Consider the following 16091-nt stretch of genomic DNA (forward strand, 5'->3'; position numbering starts at 1 on the left):
TGGCTCGTGAGCAAGACGATTTGCTGCGACGGGGAATCGGCATGACTTCCCAGCGTACCCGCGAACGCCTGATTCAACGGCTCTACGATGAAGGGCTGTCCAATCCCCAGGTGTTGGAGGTCATTCGTCGCACGCCGCGGCACCTGTTCGTAGATGAAGCGCTGGCCCATCGGGCCTACGAAGACACCGCCCTGCCGATCGGCCATAACCAGACCATCTCCCAGCCTTATATGGTGGCGCGCATGAGCGAGCTGCTGCTGGAGGCCGGTCCCCTGGACAAGGTCTTGGAGATAGGCACTGGATCCGGTTATCAGACGGCGGTGCTGTCGCAGTTGGTGGAGCGGGTGTTTTCGGTGGAGCGGATCAAGGTCCTGCAGGACCGGGCCAAGGAGCGGTTGCAGGAGTTGAACCTGCGCAATGTGGTGTTTCGCTGGGGTGACGGTTGGGAAGGCTGGCCGGCCTTGGCGCCTTACAACGGCATCATCGTTACCGCTGTGGCCACTGATGTTCCCCAAGCGCTGCTCGACCAGCTGGCCCCGGGCGGACGCCTGGTGATTCCGGTGGGAGCAGGCGAAGTGCAGCAGTTGATGCTGATCATTCGAGAAGAACATGGTTTTGCCCGACATGTCCTGGGAGCGGTGCGCTTTGTGCCTCTGCTCAATGGGCCGCTGGCCTGAGTATTTGTTGGGGCTGGGTGAATTCTGTTTGATGGGCTGTGTCTTAGTGCCGTGTCGATCGTCAATGAGTCGGGTGGCCACCAATGGTCATTGCTGGCGACTGTGTAGTGCGCTGTGCCAGCGGTAAAGCGCGGTCGTCCAGTTATACTTGCGTCATTTCATGCCTGAGCAAGGCAATCTATATCGTCAACCACCATAAAGGGAGCGGCGGGTGAGTCTCACAGTCATTGCGCAGCGAATAGGTATATCAAGCTTTCAGCGACTGATGATTGGCCTTGTCTTGAGTTCCTTGTTGGTCGGTTGTTCCAGCACCAAGTCCAGCAGCGTGGGGGTGGTTGAGCGCAGCAATACCGCCGCGCCTCAACGCCCGACAGTCACTACCGGGCAATATGTGGTGCGTCGTGGCGATACCTTGTTCTCCATTGCCTTCCGCTATGGCTGGGACTACAAGGCATTGGCCGCTCGTAACAATATTGCCGAGCCCTATACCATCCATCCTGGGCAAACCATTCGCTTCGATGGCCGCACTGGCGCAGCGCCGGCAACGGTGGTCACCAGTACCCAGTCCGGTGCTTCGTCGTCGAGCAAGACCACGGTTATTCGTCGTCCTGTTGGTACTGCAACGGCCCCCGCCACGGCTCCAGCATCGGGCACCGCAGCCCCCTCTGCCAGCAAGCCAACGCCTGCCCCGGTTACGCCTGCGGGCCCCGCACCGACAGGCTGGGGCTGGCCTTCAAACGGCGTTCTGATTGGAAAGTTTTCTTCAAACGGTAGTTTGAATAAAGGCATTGATATCGCCGGGGATTTGGGACAGCCTGTTTTAGCTGCGTCTGATGGGACGGTGGTTTACGCCGGGAGTGGCTTAAGGGGCTACGGCGAATTAGTCATCATCAAACACAACGAAACCTACGTCAGTGCTTACGGCCACAACCGCAAGCTATTGGTTCGGGAGGGACAGCAGGTCAAAGTCGGACAGACAATTGCCGAGATGGGATCAACTGGTACAGACCGGGTGAAACTGCACTTTGAGATTCGCCGACAAGGTAAACCTGTAGATCCGCTGCAATTCCTGCCACGACGTTGATCGGTTACCAGCCTGTTCCACTCACGTAGAGGGAACAGGCTCCAGCGTTGCCAAGGATTAAGGCGTCGCTTGAGCCTGAGGTCGAACTCACCAAAGGACTATAACAATGGCTCTCAGTAAAGAAGTGCCGGAGTTTGACATCGACGATGAGGTTCTCCTTATGGAGAGCAGCATCGATATGGATTCGATGTCGAATAATGAGGGGGCAACTCCACCTTCCGTTCGCGCCAAATCCAAAAGCTCCGCATCACTTAAGCAACACAAGTACATTGATTACACACGCGCCCTTGATGCGACGCAGTTGTATCTCAATGAAATCGGTTTTTCTCCGTTGCTCTCTCCCGAAGAGGAAGTGCACTTTGCGCGTTTGTCGCAGAGTGGTGACCCGGCCGGGCGCAAACGCATGATTGAAAGTAACTTGCGACTGGTGGTGAAAATCGCCCGGCGCTATGTCAATCGTGGCTTGTCGCTGCTGGATCTGATCGAAGAGGGCAACCTCGGCCTGATCCGGGCAGTGGAGAAGTTCGACCCGGAACGCGGCTTCCGCTTTTCGACCTACGCCACCTGGTGGATTCGTCAGACCATCGAACGGGCGATCATGAATCAGACCCGCACCATTCGGCTGCCGATTCATGTGGTCAAAGAGCTCAACGTCTACCTGCGCGCCGCCCGTGAGTTGACGCAAAAACTCGATCATGAACCCTCTCCCGAAGAAATCGCCAACCTGCTGGAGAAGCCGGTGGCCGAAGTCAAACGCATGCTTGGTCTGAATGAGCGGGTTTCTTCGGTTGACGTCTCGCTGGGACCGGATTCGGATAAAACCCTGCTGGACACCCTGACGGATGACCGTCCGACGGATCCTTGTGAGCTGTTGCAGGACGACGATCTGTCACAAAGCATCGATCAATGGCTTTCCGAGCTGACTGAAAAGCAGCGTGAAGTGGTGGTTCGCCGCTTTGGCCTGCGAGGTCACGAGAGCAGCACGCTCGAAGACGTAGGCCTGGAGATCGGCCTGACCCGTGAGCGGGTTCGGCAGATTCAGGTCGAAGGGCTCAAGCGTCTGCGGGAGATCCTTGAGAAGAATGGCCTGTCCAGTGAGTCGCTGTTCCAGTAGCTTCCGGAGTTGATCCACAAGAGCCCCGATTCGTTCGGGGCTTTTTATTGGCTGAGTGTTTTGGCCCTGAGTTCTCGGATTCTGATCAAGGATGGGATTACTCTTAACTCGCGTGTAAGCAATAGATTACTTTTTCGTAGGTGTTCGGTTCTCTAGTGCTTCAGGCTTGCCTAAAATGCTTTAGGCTATTTTTTATCTATTTGATTTATAAAGATATTTTTTAATTCCTCTACTGTCATTCGACACTATTTCCCGGGACAGGTGCGATTGCTCTTATCTGGGAACTCTCTAATATCAGCCCTGTGTCGACGGATAGACACAGCCATCAAGGACGATGGTCAGGACATCGCAGGAAGTGATTCATCAGGACGATGAAAAGGAACACAGGGACTAGGGAAAAATGTGGGCGGGTCATACCGCCCCTTTTTTTGCCTGGCGAAAAGTCCAACTGCAAGAACGCCGTTCCCAGAAACGCAAAAAGGCCCGCAAGGGGCCTTTTCAGGAACGCGAGGCAATTAGCGCTCGAGGTCTTTGATCTTGCCTTTGACGCCATCCCACTCTTCGGCATCCGGCAACGGTTCTTTCTTTTCAGTGATGTTCGGCCAGATCTCTGCCAGCTCGACGTTCAGCTGAATGAATTCCTGCATTTCTTCCGGGACTTCATCCTCGGAGAAAATAGCTACAGCGGGGCACTCAGGCTCGCACAGCGCGCAGTCAATGCACTCATCCGGGTGAATCACCAGGAAGTTCGGGCCTTCGTAAAAGCAGTCCACCGGACAGACTTCTACGCAGTCGGTGTACTTGCACTTGATGCAGTTGTCGGTGACGACGAAGGTCATTTCTAATTCTCTCCTCAGGCGGCGGCAGCGGAGCCCCAACATGACGGGGTCGCCAGGTTTGGGAGCGATAGTCTGCGAACCAGGCTAATAGTCCGCAGCATCCCAAACCGCGCGAGATTCTAACAGCTTGAAGGCGTTCGCGTTAGATGCGCGTCTTCAATGTATAGAGCATTTCCAGGGCCCGGCGTGGCGTCAGATCATCCAGATCCAGTTTGGCCAGTTCGTCCAGCACCGGATGCGGCAGGCTGGCGAACATGTCGCTTTGTTGGGGAACCGAGGTTTTACCCGGTGCTGGAGGCGCCACTTCATGGGGCAAACTGGTGGTTTCCAGACGGCTCAAGTGCTCCCTGGCGCGGCTGATGACAGCGCTGGGAACCCCGGCCAGCTGGGCTACCGCCAGGCCATAGCTCTGGCTGGCAGGCCCCGGCAGCACATGGTGCAGGAAGACGATGCGCTCGTTGTGCTCTGTGGCATTGAGGTGCACGTTGGCCACCAGCGGCTCGCTTTCCGGCAGCACCGTCAGCTCGAAGTAGTGGGTGGCGAACAGGGTGTAGGCCCTTAGCTGGGCGAGACGTTCTGCCGCAGCCCAGGCCAGGGAAAGTCCGTCGAAAGTACTGGTGCCGCGGCCCACTTCGTCCATCAGCACCAGGCTGCGCTCAGTGGCGTTGTGCAGGATGTTCGCCGTTTCGCTCATTTCCACCATGAAGGTCGAACGGCCACCGGCCAGGTCGTCGCTGGAGCCGATCCGGGTGAAGATCCGGTCCACCAGGGACAGCTCGCAGCTGGCCGCCGGGACGAAGCTGCCGATATGGGCCAGCAGCACGATCAGCGCGGTCTGGCGCATATAGGTGGATTTACCGCCCATGTTCGGACCGGTGATCACCAGCATCCGCGTGTTGTCGTCCAGATTCAGGTCGTTGGCCACAAAAGGTGTGGTCAAGACTTGTTCCACCACCGGGTGACGACCCTGGGTGATACGCATGCACGGCTCGCTGACAAAGCGCGGGCAGTTGAGATCCAGGTTCAAGGCGCGCTCGGCCAGGTTGCTCAGCACATCCAGCTCCGCCAGCGCGCCAGCAGTGTCCTGCAGCGGTGGCAGATGGCTGATCAGGGTTTCCAGCAGCGCGTCGTAGAGCATCTTTTCCCGGGCCAGGGCACGGCTCTTGGCCGACAGCGCCTTGTCTTCAAACTCCTTGAGTTCCGGTGTGATGAAGCGCTCGGCGCCTTTGAGGGTCTGTCGGCGAATGTAGTCCGCCGGAGCCTGCTCGGCCTGCTTGCTGGGCAGCTCGATGAAATAGCCATGAATGCGGTTGTAGCCGACCTTGAGATTGGCCAGGCCGGTACGGGCTTTCTCGCGGGCTTCCAGGTCGATCAGGAACTGCCCGGCGTTCTCGCTCAAGGATTGCAGCTCGTCGAGCTCGGCGTCGTAGCCGGTCTTGAGCACGCCGCCGTCACGGATCACCGCCGGCGGGTTGTCGATGATCGCCTTGGCCAGCAGCGCTGCCAGCTCCGGATAGGTGCTGGTGGTGATCGCCAGTTGCTTGAGGTGGTCGGCTTCCAGCTCGCTCATCGCTTGTTGCAGTTCCGGCAACGCCGCCAGGGCGTCGCGCAGACGGGCCAGGTCCCGCGGACGGGCATTACGCAAGCCGATGCGCGCGAGAATCCGCTCGATATCGCCGATTTCCTTCAACTGCGGTTGCAGCCGTTCGAAGCGGTAACCGTCCAGCAAACAGGTAATGGAGGACTGACGCGCCTGCAGGACCTTGAGGTCGCGCAGCGGACGGTTCAGCCAGCGGGTCAGCAGGCGGCTGCCCATGGCGGTCTGGCAGCGATCGACCACCGATTGCAGGGTGTTGTCGCGTCCACCGGCCAGATTGGTGTCCAGCTCCAGGTTGCGGCGGCTGGCGCCGTCCAGCACCACGGTATCGTCCAGGCGTTCATGCCGCAGGCTGCGCAGGTGGGGCAGGGCGGTACGCTGGGTTTCCTTGGCGTAGCTGAGCAGGCAACCCGCGGCGCCGATGGCCAGGGTCAGGGTTTCGCAACCAAAGCCCTTGAGGTCCTGGGTGGAGAACTGCTGGCAGAGGCTCTTGTGAGCCGAATCGCGCTCGAAATCCCAGGGCGCACGGCGCCGTACACCGCGGCGTTTTTCCGCTGGCAGGCCCTGCGGCCAGTCATCGGGGATCAGCAGTTCGACCGGATTGATCCGCTCCAGCTCGGCCAGCAGGTTTTCCCAGCCCTTGATTTCCAGGACGCTGAAGTTGCCGCTGGTGATGTCCAGCACCGCCAGGCCGAACAGGCGCTCATCGCCCAGAACGGCGGCGATCAGGTTGTCGCGGCGCTCGTCCAGCAGGGCTTCGTCGCTGACGGTGCCCGGGGTGATGATGCGCACCACCTGGCGCTCCACCGGGCCTTTGCTGGTCGCGGGGTCGCCGACCTGCTCGCAGATCACCACCGACTCGCCGAGCTTCACCAGTTTGGCCAGGTAGCCTTCAACCGAGTGGTAGGGAATGCCGCACATGGGAATCGCTTGGCCCGCCGACTGTCCGCGCGCCGTCAGGGTGATGTCCAGCAGCTTGGCGGCCTTCTTCGCGTCTTCATAGAAGATCTCGTAGAAGTCGCCCATGCGGTAGAACATCAACTGATCAGGGTGCTGGTTCTTGAGGCGCCAGTACTGCTGCATCATCGGCGTGTGGGAAGACAGATCGGAGGTATTTTTACTCATTGGTATTTAGGCGGATTCGTTGAATGGGTGAAGCAAAGGAGCGCTGGGCCCGGCTTTTTGCAGATGGCGGCAAGGTTACCATGGGCGCCCTGGGCTCGCAGGCACCAAGGCGCGACCAGGTTTGTCCGGCAAATGCCTTGCAAATATGCAAAACAGCATTTGTCATTGCTTAAAAGATCGAGCAATATGCGTTTTATGCAAATACGCAATGTTTCTACCGTCTTAAGAGAGCTGCTGGATCGTGATGGAATCTCCCCCACGGAGCTTCATCGCCGTACCGGTGTGCCTCAATCCACCCTCTCGCGGATTCTCAGCGGGAAGATCGTCGATCCCTCGGATAAGCACATCTCGCGGATTGCCGAATACTTCCAGGTGAGCACCGACCAGTTGCGCGGGCGCGTGGATATCGCGCCTGGCCGGACTGCGGCCCCCCGTGACGAGATTCATTCGGAACTCAAGGACATAAGCCTGTGGGACGACGACACTCCCGTCGATGACGACGAGGTGTCGGTTCCCTTTTTGCGTGAGGTTGAATTGGCTGCTGGATCAGGAAGATTCGTCATCGAGGAAAGCGAGCGCGCCAGCCTGCGCTTCGGCAAGCGCAGCCTGCGGCACAACGGCGTGCAGTTCGATCAGGCCAAGTGCGTCACGGTGCGGGGCAACAGCATGTTGCCGGTGCTGCGCGATGGGGCCACGGTCGGGGTCAATGCCGGCAAATGCGCGATCGGCGACATCGTCGATGGCGACCTCTACGCCATCAACCACAACGGCCAGCTGCGAGTGAAGCAGCTGTATCGCCTGCCCACCGGGATTCGCCTGCGCAGCTTCAACCGCGATGAGCACCCGGACGAGGACTACAGCTTCCAGGAGATCCAGGAGGAGCAGATCAGCATCCTCGGTCACGTCTTCTGGTGGGGCATGTACGCCCGCTAAGCCCTCTCTGTCAGACCAAGCCCGCCACTGAGCGGGCTTTTTTTCGCCCTCGAGAAATCCTCCCCCACCCTGCATTTATGCGGCCTCCATGCGTCCGTGCAATTCTTTTGCATAAATAAATGCATTTACGCATTGACTGCATATGCATGAATGCATAACATCCATCTCAAGCCGTTCAACAACGGCTGCAACGACGCTCTTTAGTGGCAAAGCAAAGGCAGCGATGAACCGGCCTCGACGGTTCAGAGGGTTGGCAACTGACCCGGGTGTGCAGCGTAAAGCACCAGAAGCAGTTATCCGGCGGACAGGGTCGCGGTCGGAGGAACAATTTGAATGGGTCCGTACCGCACCAGTAGTGCCGAAAGACCAAGGTTTGCATTACTGAAAAGCCCGGGCGACCGGGCTTTTTGGAATGCCTGCCTAACGTGGGCCGCCAACAGACAGGGACCCCTTGAACCACCCTTTTCAGCTTTCTATCAACTGGCCATCTCGCTGGCCTCAATCCGCACGGGAGACGTGAATGACAAACGAGCAGCAAGCGTTGCTGGACATGCCGATCTGGCTGGTCATCGTCCTGGCGCTGGTCGGTGGCGTTTCCGGCGAAATGTGGCGCGCCGACAAGGAGGGCGCTCGTGGCTGGTCGCTGTTGCGGCGCCTGGCGCTGCGCTCTGGAGCCTGCGTGGTCTGCGGGGTCTCGGCAATCATGCTGCTGTATGCCGCCGGCGTCTCGATCTGGACCGCCTGCGCCTTCGGTTGCCTGACCGCCATGGCCGGCGCCGACGTCGCCATAGGCCTTTATGAGCGCTGGGCGGCCAAGCGCATCGGGGTATGCGAACCGCCCTCACGGGACTCGAACCCGGATCAGCGCTGATCCCGCACCGGCTCCGGCCTTCAACAAGGCTCATCGGCCCCGGCGGCTGGGCGCCTCGACCTGTTTCAGGAACAACACACATGAACGAACTGACCCAGCTAAAAGACGCCATCACGTCCACGATCAAGCAGGCGATGCCGCAACTGCATAGGGTTGAGGCCTTCCCCAAGATGCTCGAAGGCGTCACTGAACCTGCGCTCTACTTCGTGGTGACCGGCCTGGATCAGGCCGCCGACCCCGGTGATGGCCGCAGTTGCATGCGGGCCACCTTCGAGGCGCGGATACGGGTCGACCCCGAACTGGCGCAGGCGCCCATGCAGGCGGCCATTCTCGCGGCGCAGCTGCTTGAGCTGTTGCGTTGCCAGCAGTGGAACCTGGACTTTGTCGAGGGGGCAACGGCGGTGTGGGCCAAGCCTGCCGGTACGGTGGCCGATCCGACTTATCGCGCCGAGTGGATCGTGCAGTGGCAGCAGCTTATCTACCTGGGGCAGGAACAATGGCCCTGGGCCGATCAACCGCCGGGCACGCTGGTGCTGGGCTTCAGCCCCGATACCGGGCCCGGTCACGAGGGCGACTACCAGTCGCCGGAGCACATGGCGTGAGTTACGTCTCTGCAAGCCACGACCGCATGATTGCCGGCCTGATCCTGCCTTGCTGCGTGGTCGGCGTGGATCTGGCGGCCGGCCTGGTGCGGGTGTCCGATGGCGCCGGCTGGACCAGCGCCTGGGTGCGCTGGCACAGCCAGGCCGCCGGCAAGGCCCGTCACTGGCGGGCGCCGAGCCTGGGGGAGCAGGGCGTGTTGATCAGCCCCAGCGGCGAGCCGGCCCAGGGCACTTTCGTTCCCGGCCTGTATGGCAACGCCGGTCCCCAGCCGGACAACCGCGACCACGTCGAAGTCTGGCGCTTCGAGGATGGCGGCTCGCTGGTCTATGACTGGCAGGCCAAGAGCTACAGCATCAGCCTGCCCAGCGGCACGGTGAGCATTCAGGTTGGCGCCAGCTCGGCGCAGGTCACCGACAGCAGCATTACCGGCAACGCCGCCAGCATCACCCTGACCGGTGCGATCACCTTGAATGGCGACGTGCAGATCAACGGTGGCAGCTTGACGCACAACGGGGTCAACGTCGGCTCGACCCATACCCACCTTGGGGTGATGCCAGGCCCCGGGGCAACGGCCCCGCCGCAGTGACCCTTGGCCCTTATCGCCCTCACCACCCACTTGCTACCTATCACCCAAGCAACCCGCCCAGAGCGGTTTTTTTCTACCCGGAGAATGCAATGGCCACCCCCAAGAAAACCCCCGGTCGCCCAGCGGGCACCGGCGCTGTGGTGTTTCGCGACCGTCTTTACACCTCGCGTCATCTGATCCTGCCGGACGGCCGCCAATTGCCGGTGGTCCAGGGACAGGTGTCGGCCAAGGCCGGCGACCGCGTTGCCCTGGACTACCTCGCCAGCCACCCGGATCTGCAGGCACAGGAGTAAGGCCATGATCGGAATGGATCGCCGTACCGGCCTGTCGCTGTCCGGCATCGAGCATGTGCGGCAGTCCATCGAGGACATCCTGACCACGCCCCTGGGCAGCCGGCGGATGCGCCCCGAATACGGCAGCAACCTGCGCCGCTATGTCGACCTGCCGGTGACCGGCGGCTGGAAAAGCGCGGTGCAGGCCGAAGTGGCCCGGGCGCTGTTGCGCTGGGAGCCGCGGCTGAAGCTGGAACGGGTCAGCGTGGTCGCGGTGGTCGGAGGCCAGATCAGCTTTCAACTGACTGGCCAGTACCTGGGTAACAGCACGCTTTTGGAGGTGACGGCATGAGTACGTTGGACCTGTCGGCGCTGCCGGCCCCCCAGGTGCTTGAAGCCCTGGATTTCGAGGCCTTGTACCAAGGCAAGCTGGCCACCTTTCGCCGGCACATGGGCGAGAACTGGACGGCCAACCTGGAAAGTGACCCGGTGAGCAAACTGCTGGAAGTCTCGGCTTACGCTGACATGCTGCTGCGGGCCCGGGTCAACGACGCCGCCAAGGCATTGCTGCTGGCCCATGCCCAAGGCGCGGACCTGGATCACCTGGCGGCCAACGTCAAATTGCAGCGCCTGGTGATCCAGGCCGGCGATCCGTCGGCCGTGCCGGCGCTGGAGGAGATCAGGGAGTCGGACGACGCCCTGCGCGAGCGCATCCAGTTGGCCTATGAAGGGCTGACCACCGCCGGACCGCGTAACAGCTACATCCTGCATGCGCGCAATGCTTCGGCCCTGGTGGCCGATGCCGAGGCCGAAAGCCCGGCGCCGGCCCGGGTGACGGTCACGGTGCTGAGCCTGGAAGGCAACGGCACGGCCGCTCCCGAGCTGCTGGCGACAGTCGCTGCCGCCCTCAACGATGAGGACGTGCGGCCCCTGGGGGATCGGGTCACGGTGCAGAGTGCGCAAGTGTTGCCCTATCGCATCGACGCCGTGCTGCACATGAAGGGGCCAGGGCCGGAAAGTGATGCGGCCCTGGCCGAGGCCGAGCGCAGGCTGGCGGCCTGGATCAACCCACGTCGGCGCCTGGGCATCGAGGTGGCCCGTTCGGCCATCGATGCACAGTTGCATGTGGCCGGCGTGGCCCGGGTCGACCTTGTCGATTGGCAGGACATCACCCCGAGCAAAGCCCAGGCGGCGTACTGCATCGGCTACAGCGTCAAGTTGGGGAGCTGAGATGAGCAGCCTACTGCCGATCAACAGCACCCCGCTGGAGCGCGCCTTGGCGGCGGCCGGTAGCGGTGACAGCGCCATCATGCTGCGCACCCTGTACGACCCGGCGACCTGCCCGGTGCACCTGCTGCCGCAACTGGCCTGGGCTTGGTCGGTGGATCGCTGGGACCCGCGCTGGCCCGAAACGGTCAAGCGCAACGCCATTCGCGCCTCCTACTTCATTCATGCCCGCAAGGGCACCATCGGTGCGCTACGGCGGGTGGTCGAGCCCCTTGGGTACCTGATTGAGATCATCGAGTGGTTCAACACGGTTCCCCAGGGCGTGCCCGGTACATTCACGCTGAAGGTCGGCGTTCTCGACACTGGTATCACCGAGGAGATGTATCAGGAACTGGAACGCTTGATCGACGACGCCAAGCCTGTCACGCGGCACCTGACTGGGTTGGCTATCAGTCTCGAAACTCAAGGTGCTTTAAACATTGGCGTTTCCCTATACGACGGCGACGAAATCGACGTTTACCCCCCAGTACAGCGGGATATCGAAGTCAGCGGCTTTATCCGTCAGGGTGGCCGTGAACACAATATCGACACCATGGACATCTACCCATGACAGACCAGAACAGCCAGTTTTTCGCGATCCTCACTGCCGTCGGTAAGGCCAAACAGGCCAATGCCGATGCCTTGGGCGTGCCCTGGACATTCGCCCAGATGGGCGTGGGTGACGCTAACAACACCGAGCCAATGCCCAGCGAACAGCAAACCAAATTGATCAACGAGCGTCGGCGCGCACCGCTGAATCAGCTGAAGGTTGACCCAAACAACCCCAACATCATCATCGCCGAGCAGGTTATTCCTGAAAGCGTCGGCGGCTGGTGGATTCGCGAGATTGGCCTGTATGACACCGCCGGCGACCTGGTGGCCGTTGCCAACTGCGCGCCCAGCTTCAAGCCCCTGCTGTCACAGGGCTCCGGCCGCACCCAGGTCGTGCGCATGAACCTGATCGTCAGCAACACGGCCAACGTCGAGCTCAAGATCGATCCGAGCATCGTCTTGGCGACCCGATCCTACGTTGACGCGAAGGTATTGGAGGAGATCTACAAGCTCGACAGCAAGCAATCGGTTCGGGTGGCCACCACTGGCAACATCGCACTGACAGGCTTGCAGTCCATTGATGGCGTAGTCCTGGTGGTAGGTGATCGGGTGCTGGTGAAGAACCAGACCCTTGCCAAGGATAACGGCTTGTACACTGCCGCAACGGGTGCTTGGGTACGTACCGAAGATACAGATTCCAGTGCCAAAGTAACCTCGGCCTTGCTTGTGTCCGTTGAACAAGGTTTGGCGCTCGCCGATACCCGCTGGCAACTGGTGACGGACGGTGTGATTGTTCTGGGTTCAACAGCACTGACGTTCCAAGATGTAACTGCGAGCTTTGCGCGTTTGCTTTCGCCTCGTTTTATGGGCAATCCAACAGCGCCTACACCTGGTCAGTTCGATAACAGCAAAGCTATTGCAACGACTGAGTTTGTACGCGGTGCTTCGGGAAGTTATCGCGGCTTTACCGATCTTGCGGCGCCGAGCACGCTGACTGCGGCGGCAATCGGGACGCTTGTCACTACAGTTGGGACGTATACGGTTACGCTGCCGCCGGCCGATGTTGGTCCTGCCGGCAGCGCGATTCACTTTCGCAATCCCAGCACCGGAGTTGTGTCGATCGTTTGTGCGGGATCAGATCAGATCTGTTTTTCGGGCGGGCATCGTCGAAGCATTGATCTTTTGCCTGACTCCACGCTTGAACTTGTCAGCAACGGAGATGCCGGCTGGTGGCCATCGGGTTCGGCACAGTTTCAATATTCCAACGTGCTTTGCAGTACTCCTCCACAGTTCGATAGTACAAAGACGCTAGCTACGACGGAGTTTGTGCGTCGAGCCTTGGGCAGCCGCAGCGGGTATATCGACTATCAAGCGGCGAGCGGGATAATCCCGGTCGCTGACGCGGGTAAGTACATTGGGTTTAACAGGGGGGCTGCACAGAGCTATGCATTACCAGATGCCAATACTCTTCCCCTAGGTACAAGCTTTTATCTTGAGGCTGTCGGAGGAGATGTCTCACTGAGTGCACCGAACTCAAAATTTGCTGGTCCGGCCGCACAGGTAGTGTCTCCTTTGTATGTTCTGAGGAACGGCACAGCCTGCGAGTTTATTGTGATATCTAACATTGCACAGAGTGATCCGAGCTTTTCTTATCGAGTTGTGGGTGGAGTTGGCAAGGCACTGGTTGCACGTAACGGCTATGAGCGCATGCCAAACGGGTTAATCCGGATGTGGGGCAGTGGCATTGCTGGTGGCCATCCAGATCAATGTGCGTTTGGCCGGGGAGTAGTGCGAAGTGTCTATAATGCCTTCCCGGTAGCTTTTCCGAATGAGTTGTTCGGTATTGTTTGCACTCACTATAGCGCTGGGGTTGTAGCTGTTTCTGTTGTGACAACGGGTGAAACACTCAATGGGTTTAACGCGGCAGCAACATTGTCAAATGACTGGCAGATTCATTGGCAGGCCATTGGTCGCTAAGGAGTGAGTATGAGATTTAGCCCAAGTAACAGTCAGTTCTACCCTGATGATTTCGGGTATCAAAAAGATGCTATTCCTGAGGATGTTATTGAAGTACCGCAGGAGGATTTCGTCGCGGCACTAGAGCGTCGACCCGATCAATTGCTCGCGTTTAAAAAAGGGCGCGTTATTGTTGTGCCAGCGCCAGAGGTTGATCTTGTTGAGCGTGCAGAAGCGTTTGAGCGCTTTTGGCGCTTGCAACAGCTTGGGTTGACGGATGTCCTGGTAACCCGTCACCGTGACGAGCTGGAGGAGGGTTTAAAAGTTACTACGTTGTCGTTGGAACAATACACAGCGCTTCAGGCGTACCGACGTGCTCTTCGATGCTGGCCAGAAGCTGATCAGTTCCCTTTAGTCGAGCATCGGCCAACACCTCCGGAATGGCTAAAGAGCCTGGCCCAATAAACGCCCCGCACCAGCGGGGCGTTTTGTTTCCCGCTTCCCACTAATCAATCATCCCTACGAGCCCCCTTCACCCGGGGCTTTTTCATGTCTGGAGTTTATTCATGAGTGGTTTTTTCCACGGCGTTACCGTCACTAACGTCGACACCGGCACGCGCACCATTTCGCTGCCGTCGTCTTCGATCATCGGTCTGGTGGACACCTTCACCGAAGGCCCGACCGCCGCTGCCAAGGCCAACGAGCTGCTGCTGATCACCAACGAGCGTGAGGCCATCGCGGCCTGGGGCCCGGATGCGGCCATCACCAAGGCCTGCCAGGCCATCTACCAGCGGGCCAAGGTGGTGATCGTCGCCTGTGGCGTGGCCAAGATGACCGACGCGGCCGAGCAGACTTCGGCGATCATCGGCGGGGTGCTGGCCGACGGTAAGCGTACCGGGCTGCAGGCGCTGCTGGACGGCAAGAGCCGTTTCAACGCCCAGCCACGTCTGCTGGTCACCCCCAAACACAGTTCGACCCTGGCCATCGGCACCGCCCTGGTGGCCCTGGCCGACAAACTGCGTGGCCTGGCCATTCTCGATGGTCCAAACACCACCGACGAGGCGGCCATGGCCTACGCCAAGAACTTCGGTGCCAAGCGCGCCTATATGGTCGATCCGGGTGTTCAGCACTGGGACAACGGCGCCAATGCCACCGTCGATGCGCCGGCCTCGGCCTGGGTTGTCGGTCTGTTTGCCTGGACCGACAACGAGTACGGCTTCTGGGCCTCGCCGTCGAACAAGGAATTCGTCGGCATCACCGGCACCACGCGGCCGATCGAGTTCCTCGACGGCGATGAAACCTGCCGCGCCAACCTGCTGAACAACGCCAACATCACCACCATCATTCGGGATGCGGGCTTCCGCCTGTGGGGCAACCGCACGCTGTCCAGCGATCCGAAATGGGCCTTCGTCACCCGGGTGCGGACCATGGACATCGTCATGGACGCCATCCTCTTCGGCCACAAATGGGCCGTGGACCGCTCGATCACCGCCACCTACGTCAAGGACGTCACCGAGGGCCTGCAAGCGTTCATGCGTGATCTGAAGAACCAGGGCGCGATCATCAATTTCGAGGTCTACGCCGACACCGAGCTCAACACCGCCAGCCAGCTGGAGCAGGGCAAGGTGTACTGGAACATCCGCTTCACCGACGTACCGCCCGCCGAAAACCCCCACTTCCGGGTCGAGGTCACCAACCAGTGGTTGACCGAAGTCCTCGACCAAGCCGCTTAAGGAGCCGCAGCAATGGCAATGATTCCCGAAACCCTGGCGAACATGAACCTGTTCGTCGATGGCATCAGCTTTCAAGGCGACGTGCCGAGCCTGACCCTGCCCAAGTTGACCCTCAAGACCGAGGAACACCGCGTCGGTGGCATGGATGTGCCGGTGGAACTGGACATGGGCATGGAGAAACAAGAGGCCGGCTTCACCACCACCGGCGTGCGCCGCGAGTCGCTGAAGATGTTCGGCCTGGCCGATGGCAGCGGTTTCAACGGTGTGTTCCGTGGCGCCTTCAAGGGCCTCAAGGGCAAGGTCACCCCGGTGATCGTGACCCTGCGCGGCCTGCTCAAAGAGGTCGACATGGGCGACTGGAAGTCCGGCGACAAGGCCGAGATCAAGCACAACGTGGCCCTGACCTACTACAAGCTGGAAGTCGACGGTCGCCTGATCTACGAGATCGATGCCCTGGGCATGAAGCGCGTGATCAACGGCGTCGACCAGCTCGCCGCGCAACGTTCAGCCCTGGGCCTGTAAGGAAGACACCTCATGTCTCAAACGATCGACAAGACCCCGGCCTGGATGACCCTGAGCAGCGACAGCGTGATGGTGGCGTTGAGCAAGCCGGTGGAGATGAACGGCGTGGTCTGCGACCGGCTCACCCTGCGCGCGCCGACGGTGCGTGATGTGCGCGCCGCCAGTGCCGCCGGCGTGGGTGACGATGAACAGCGCGAACTGATGCTGTTTGCCAGCCTCGCGCAGATCAGCACCAAGGACCTGGAGAGCATGGCGCTCAAGGATTATCAGCGCCTGCAGGCCGGCTATTTTCGCCTGGTGCAAGAAGACGAGCTTTGATCCGGCGGTGATGAAGGTGGCGGCGAAACGGCTCGCTCGCGAG

Annotated in this window: 19 protein-coding genes; 17 read left to right on the forward strand and 2 right to left on the reverse strand. The window is 60.2% G+C overall.

Annotated features, from left to right (window positions below; all coding sequences use genetic code 11):
• Positions 1-41 precede the first annotated feature (41 nt).
• The 3 genes from GWQ44_RS00685 to rpoS all read left to right on the forward strand — a co-directional run bounded on the left by GWQ44_RS00685 (position 42) and on the right by rpoS (position 2875).
• Positions 42-677, forward strand: a complete 636-nt coding sequence (locus tag GWQ44_RS00685) for a protein-L-isoaspartate(D-aspartate) O-methyltransferase (protein ID WP_173655928.1) — start codon at positions 42-44, stop codon at positions 675-677.
• A 211-nt stretch (positions 678-888) separates the two neighbouring features.
• Positions 889-1761: a peptidoglycan DD-metalloendopeptidase family protein gene (locus GWQ44_RS00690; protein ID WP_016964676.1), complete on the forward strand. Its 873-nt coding sequence runs from the start codon at positions 889-891 to the stop codon at positions 1759-1761.
• A gap of 106 nt (positions 1762-1867) precedes the next feature.
• Entirely contained in the window at positions 1868-2875 is a 1008-nt protein-coding gene (gene rpoS / locus GWQ44_RS00695; RefSeq protein ID WP_016964675.1) for an RNA polymerase sigma factor RpoS, read from the forward strand.
• A 515-nt stretch (positions 2876-3390) separates the two neighbouring features.
• Here the strand turns inward: rpoS and fdxA are convergent.
• On the reverse strand, positions 3391-3714 hold the full coding sequence (gene fdxA / locus GWQ44_RS00700) for a ferredoxin FdxA (RefSeq protein WP_016964674.1): 324 nt from the start codon (positions 3712-3714) through the stop codon (positions 3391-3393).
• A 142-nt stretch (positions 3715-3856) separates the two neighbouring features.
• Entirely contained in the window at positions 3857-6436 is a 2580-nt protein-coding gene (mutS, locus tag GWQ44_RS00705) for a DNA mismatch repair protein MutS (RefSeq protein ID WP_253127322.1), read from the reverse strand.
• 23 nt (positions 6437-6459) lie between these two features.
• Here mutS and GWQ44_RS00710 point away from each other — a divergent pair, with 23 nt between their 5' ends.
• From GWQ44_RS00710 to GWQ44_RS00775, 14 genes are all read left to right on the forward strand, one after another.
• Positions 6460-6609 carry a hypothetical protein gene (locus GWQ44_RS00710; RefSeq protein ID WP_275926432.1) on the forward strand — a complete coding sequence of 50 codons (150 nt, stop codon included), beginning with the start codon at positions 6460-6462 and terminating at the stop codon, positions 6607-6609.
• A gap of 13 nt (positions 6610-6622) precedes the next feature.
• A complete protein-coding gene (locus GWQ44_RS00715) occupies positions 6623-7369 on the forward strand; it encodes an XRE family transcriptional regulator (protein ID WP_016964672.1) in 747 nt (248 codons plus the stop codon).
• A gap of 520 nt (positions 7370-7889) precedes the next feature.
• Positions 7890-8240, forward strand: a complete 351-nt coding sequence (locus GWQ44_RS00720) for a phage holin family protein (RefSeq protein WP_016967167.1) — start codon at positions 7890-7892, stop codon at positions 8238-8240.
• Between the two features lie 80 nt (positions 8241-8320).
• The gene (locus GWQ44_RS00725) at positions 8321-8842 is read left to right on the forward strand and encodes a hypothetical protein (protein ID WP_179597885.1); all 522 of its coding nucleotides are present in this window, start codon (positions 8321-8323) and stop codon (positions 8840-8842) included.
• Positions 8839-9429 (forward strand): phage baseplate assembly protein V, encoded by a 591-nt coding sequence (locus GWQ44_RS00730; protein WP_253162841.1) that lies wholly within the window; start codon positions 8839-8841, stop codon positions 9427-9429. The genes GWQ44_RS00725 and GWQ44_RS00730 overlap by 4 nt, the downstream gene beginning before the upstream one ends.
• Before the next feature lie 89 nt (positions 9430-9518).
• Entirely contained in the window at positions 9519-9722 is a 204-nt protein-coding gene (locus GWQ44_RS00735; RefSeq protein WP_016965341.1) for a hypothetical protein, read from the forward strand.
• 4 nt (positions 9723-9726) lie between these two features.
• Entirely contained in the window at positions 9727-10053 is a 327-nt protein-coding gene (locus GWQ44_RS00740) for a GPW/gp25 family protein (RefSeq protein WP_275926433.1), read from the forward strand.
• Complete coding sequence (locus GWQ44_RS00745) at positions 10050-10931, forward strand: baseplate J/gp47 family protein (protein WP_275926434.1); 882 nt, start codon at positions 10050-10052, stop codon at positions 10929-10931. Before GWQ44_RS00740 ends, GWQ44_RS00745 begins: the two co-directional genes overlap by 4 nt.
• Position 10932: 1 nt before the next feature.
• Entirely contained in the window at positions 10933-11538 is a 606-nt protein-coding gene (locus GWQ44_RS00750) for a phage tail protein I (protein ID WP_275926435.1), read from the forward strand.
• Positions 11535-13496 (forward strand): phage tail protein, encoded by a 1962-nt coding sequence (locus GWQ44_RS00755; protein WP_275926436.1) that lies wholly within the window; start codon positions 11535-11537, stop codon positions 13494-13496. Before GWQ44_RS00750 ends, GWQ44_RS00755 begins: the two co-directional genes overlap by 4 nt.
• A 9-nt stretch (positions 13497-13505) precedes the next feature.
• The gene (locus GWQ44_RS00760; RefSeq protein WP_275926437.1) at positions 13506-13940 is read left to right on the forward strand and encodes a phage tail protein; all 435 of its coding nucleotides are present in this window, start codon (positions 13506-13508) and stop codon (positions 13938-13940) included.
• 101 nt (positions 13941-14041) lie between these two features.
• Positions 14042-15208, forward strand: coding sequence for a phage tail sheath family protein (locus tag GWQ44_RS00765; RefSeq protein WP_275926438.1), 1167 nt, complete (start codon positions 14042-14044; stop codon positions 15206-15208).
• Between the two features lie 12 nt (positions 15209-15220).
• Positions 15221-15730, forward strand: a complete 510-nt coding sequence (locus GWQ44_RS00770; RefSeq protein ID WP_016965333.1) for a phage major tail tube protein — start codon at positions 15221-15223, stop codon at positions 15728-15730.
• A 12-nt stretch (positions 15731-15742) separates the two neighbouring features.
• Positions 15743-16048 (forward strand): phage tail assembly protein, encoded by a 306-nt coding sequence (locus GWQ44_RS00775; protein WP_103741617.1) that lies wholly within the window; start codon positions 15743-15745, stop codon positions 16046-16048.
• The last annotated feature ends 43 nt before the right edge of the window (positions 16049-16091 follow it).

The sequence above is a fragment of the Pseudomonas sp. 3MA1 genome, from assembly GCF_029237275.1.
GTDB lineage: Bacteria > Pseudomonadota > Gammaproteobacteria > Pseudomonadales > Pseudomonadaceae > Aquipseudomonas > Aquipseudomonas fluorescens_AP.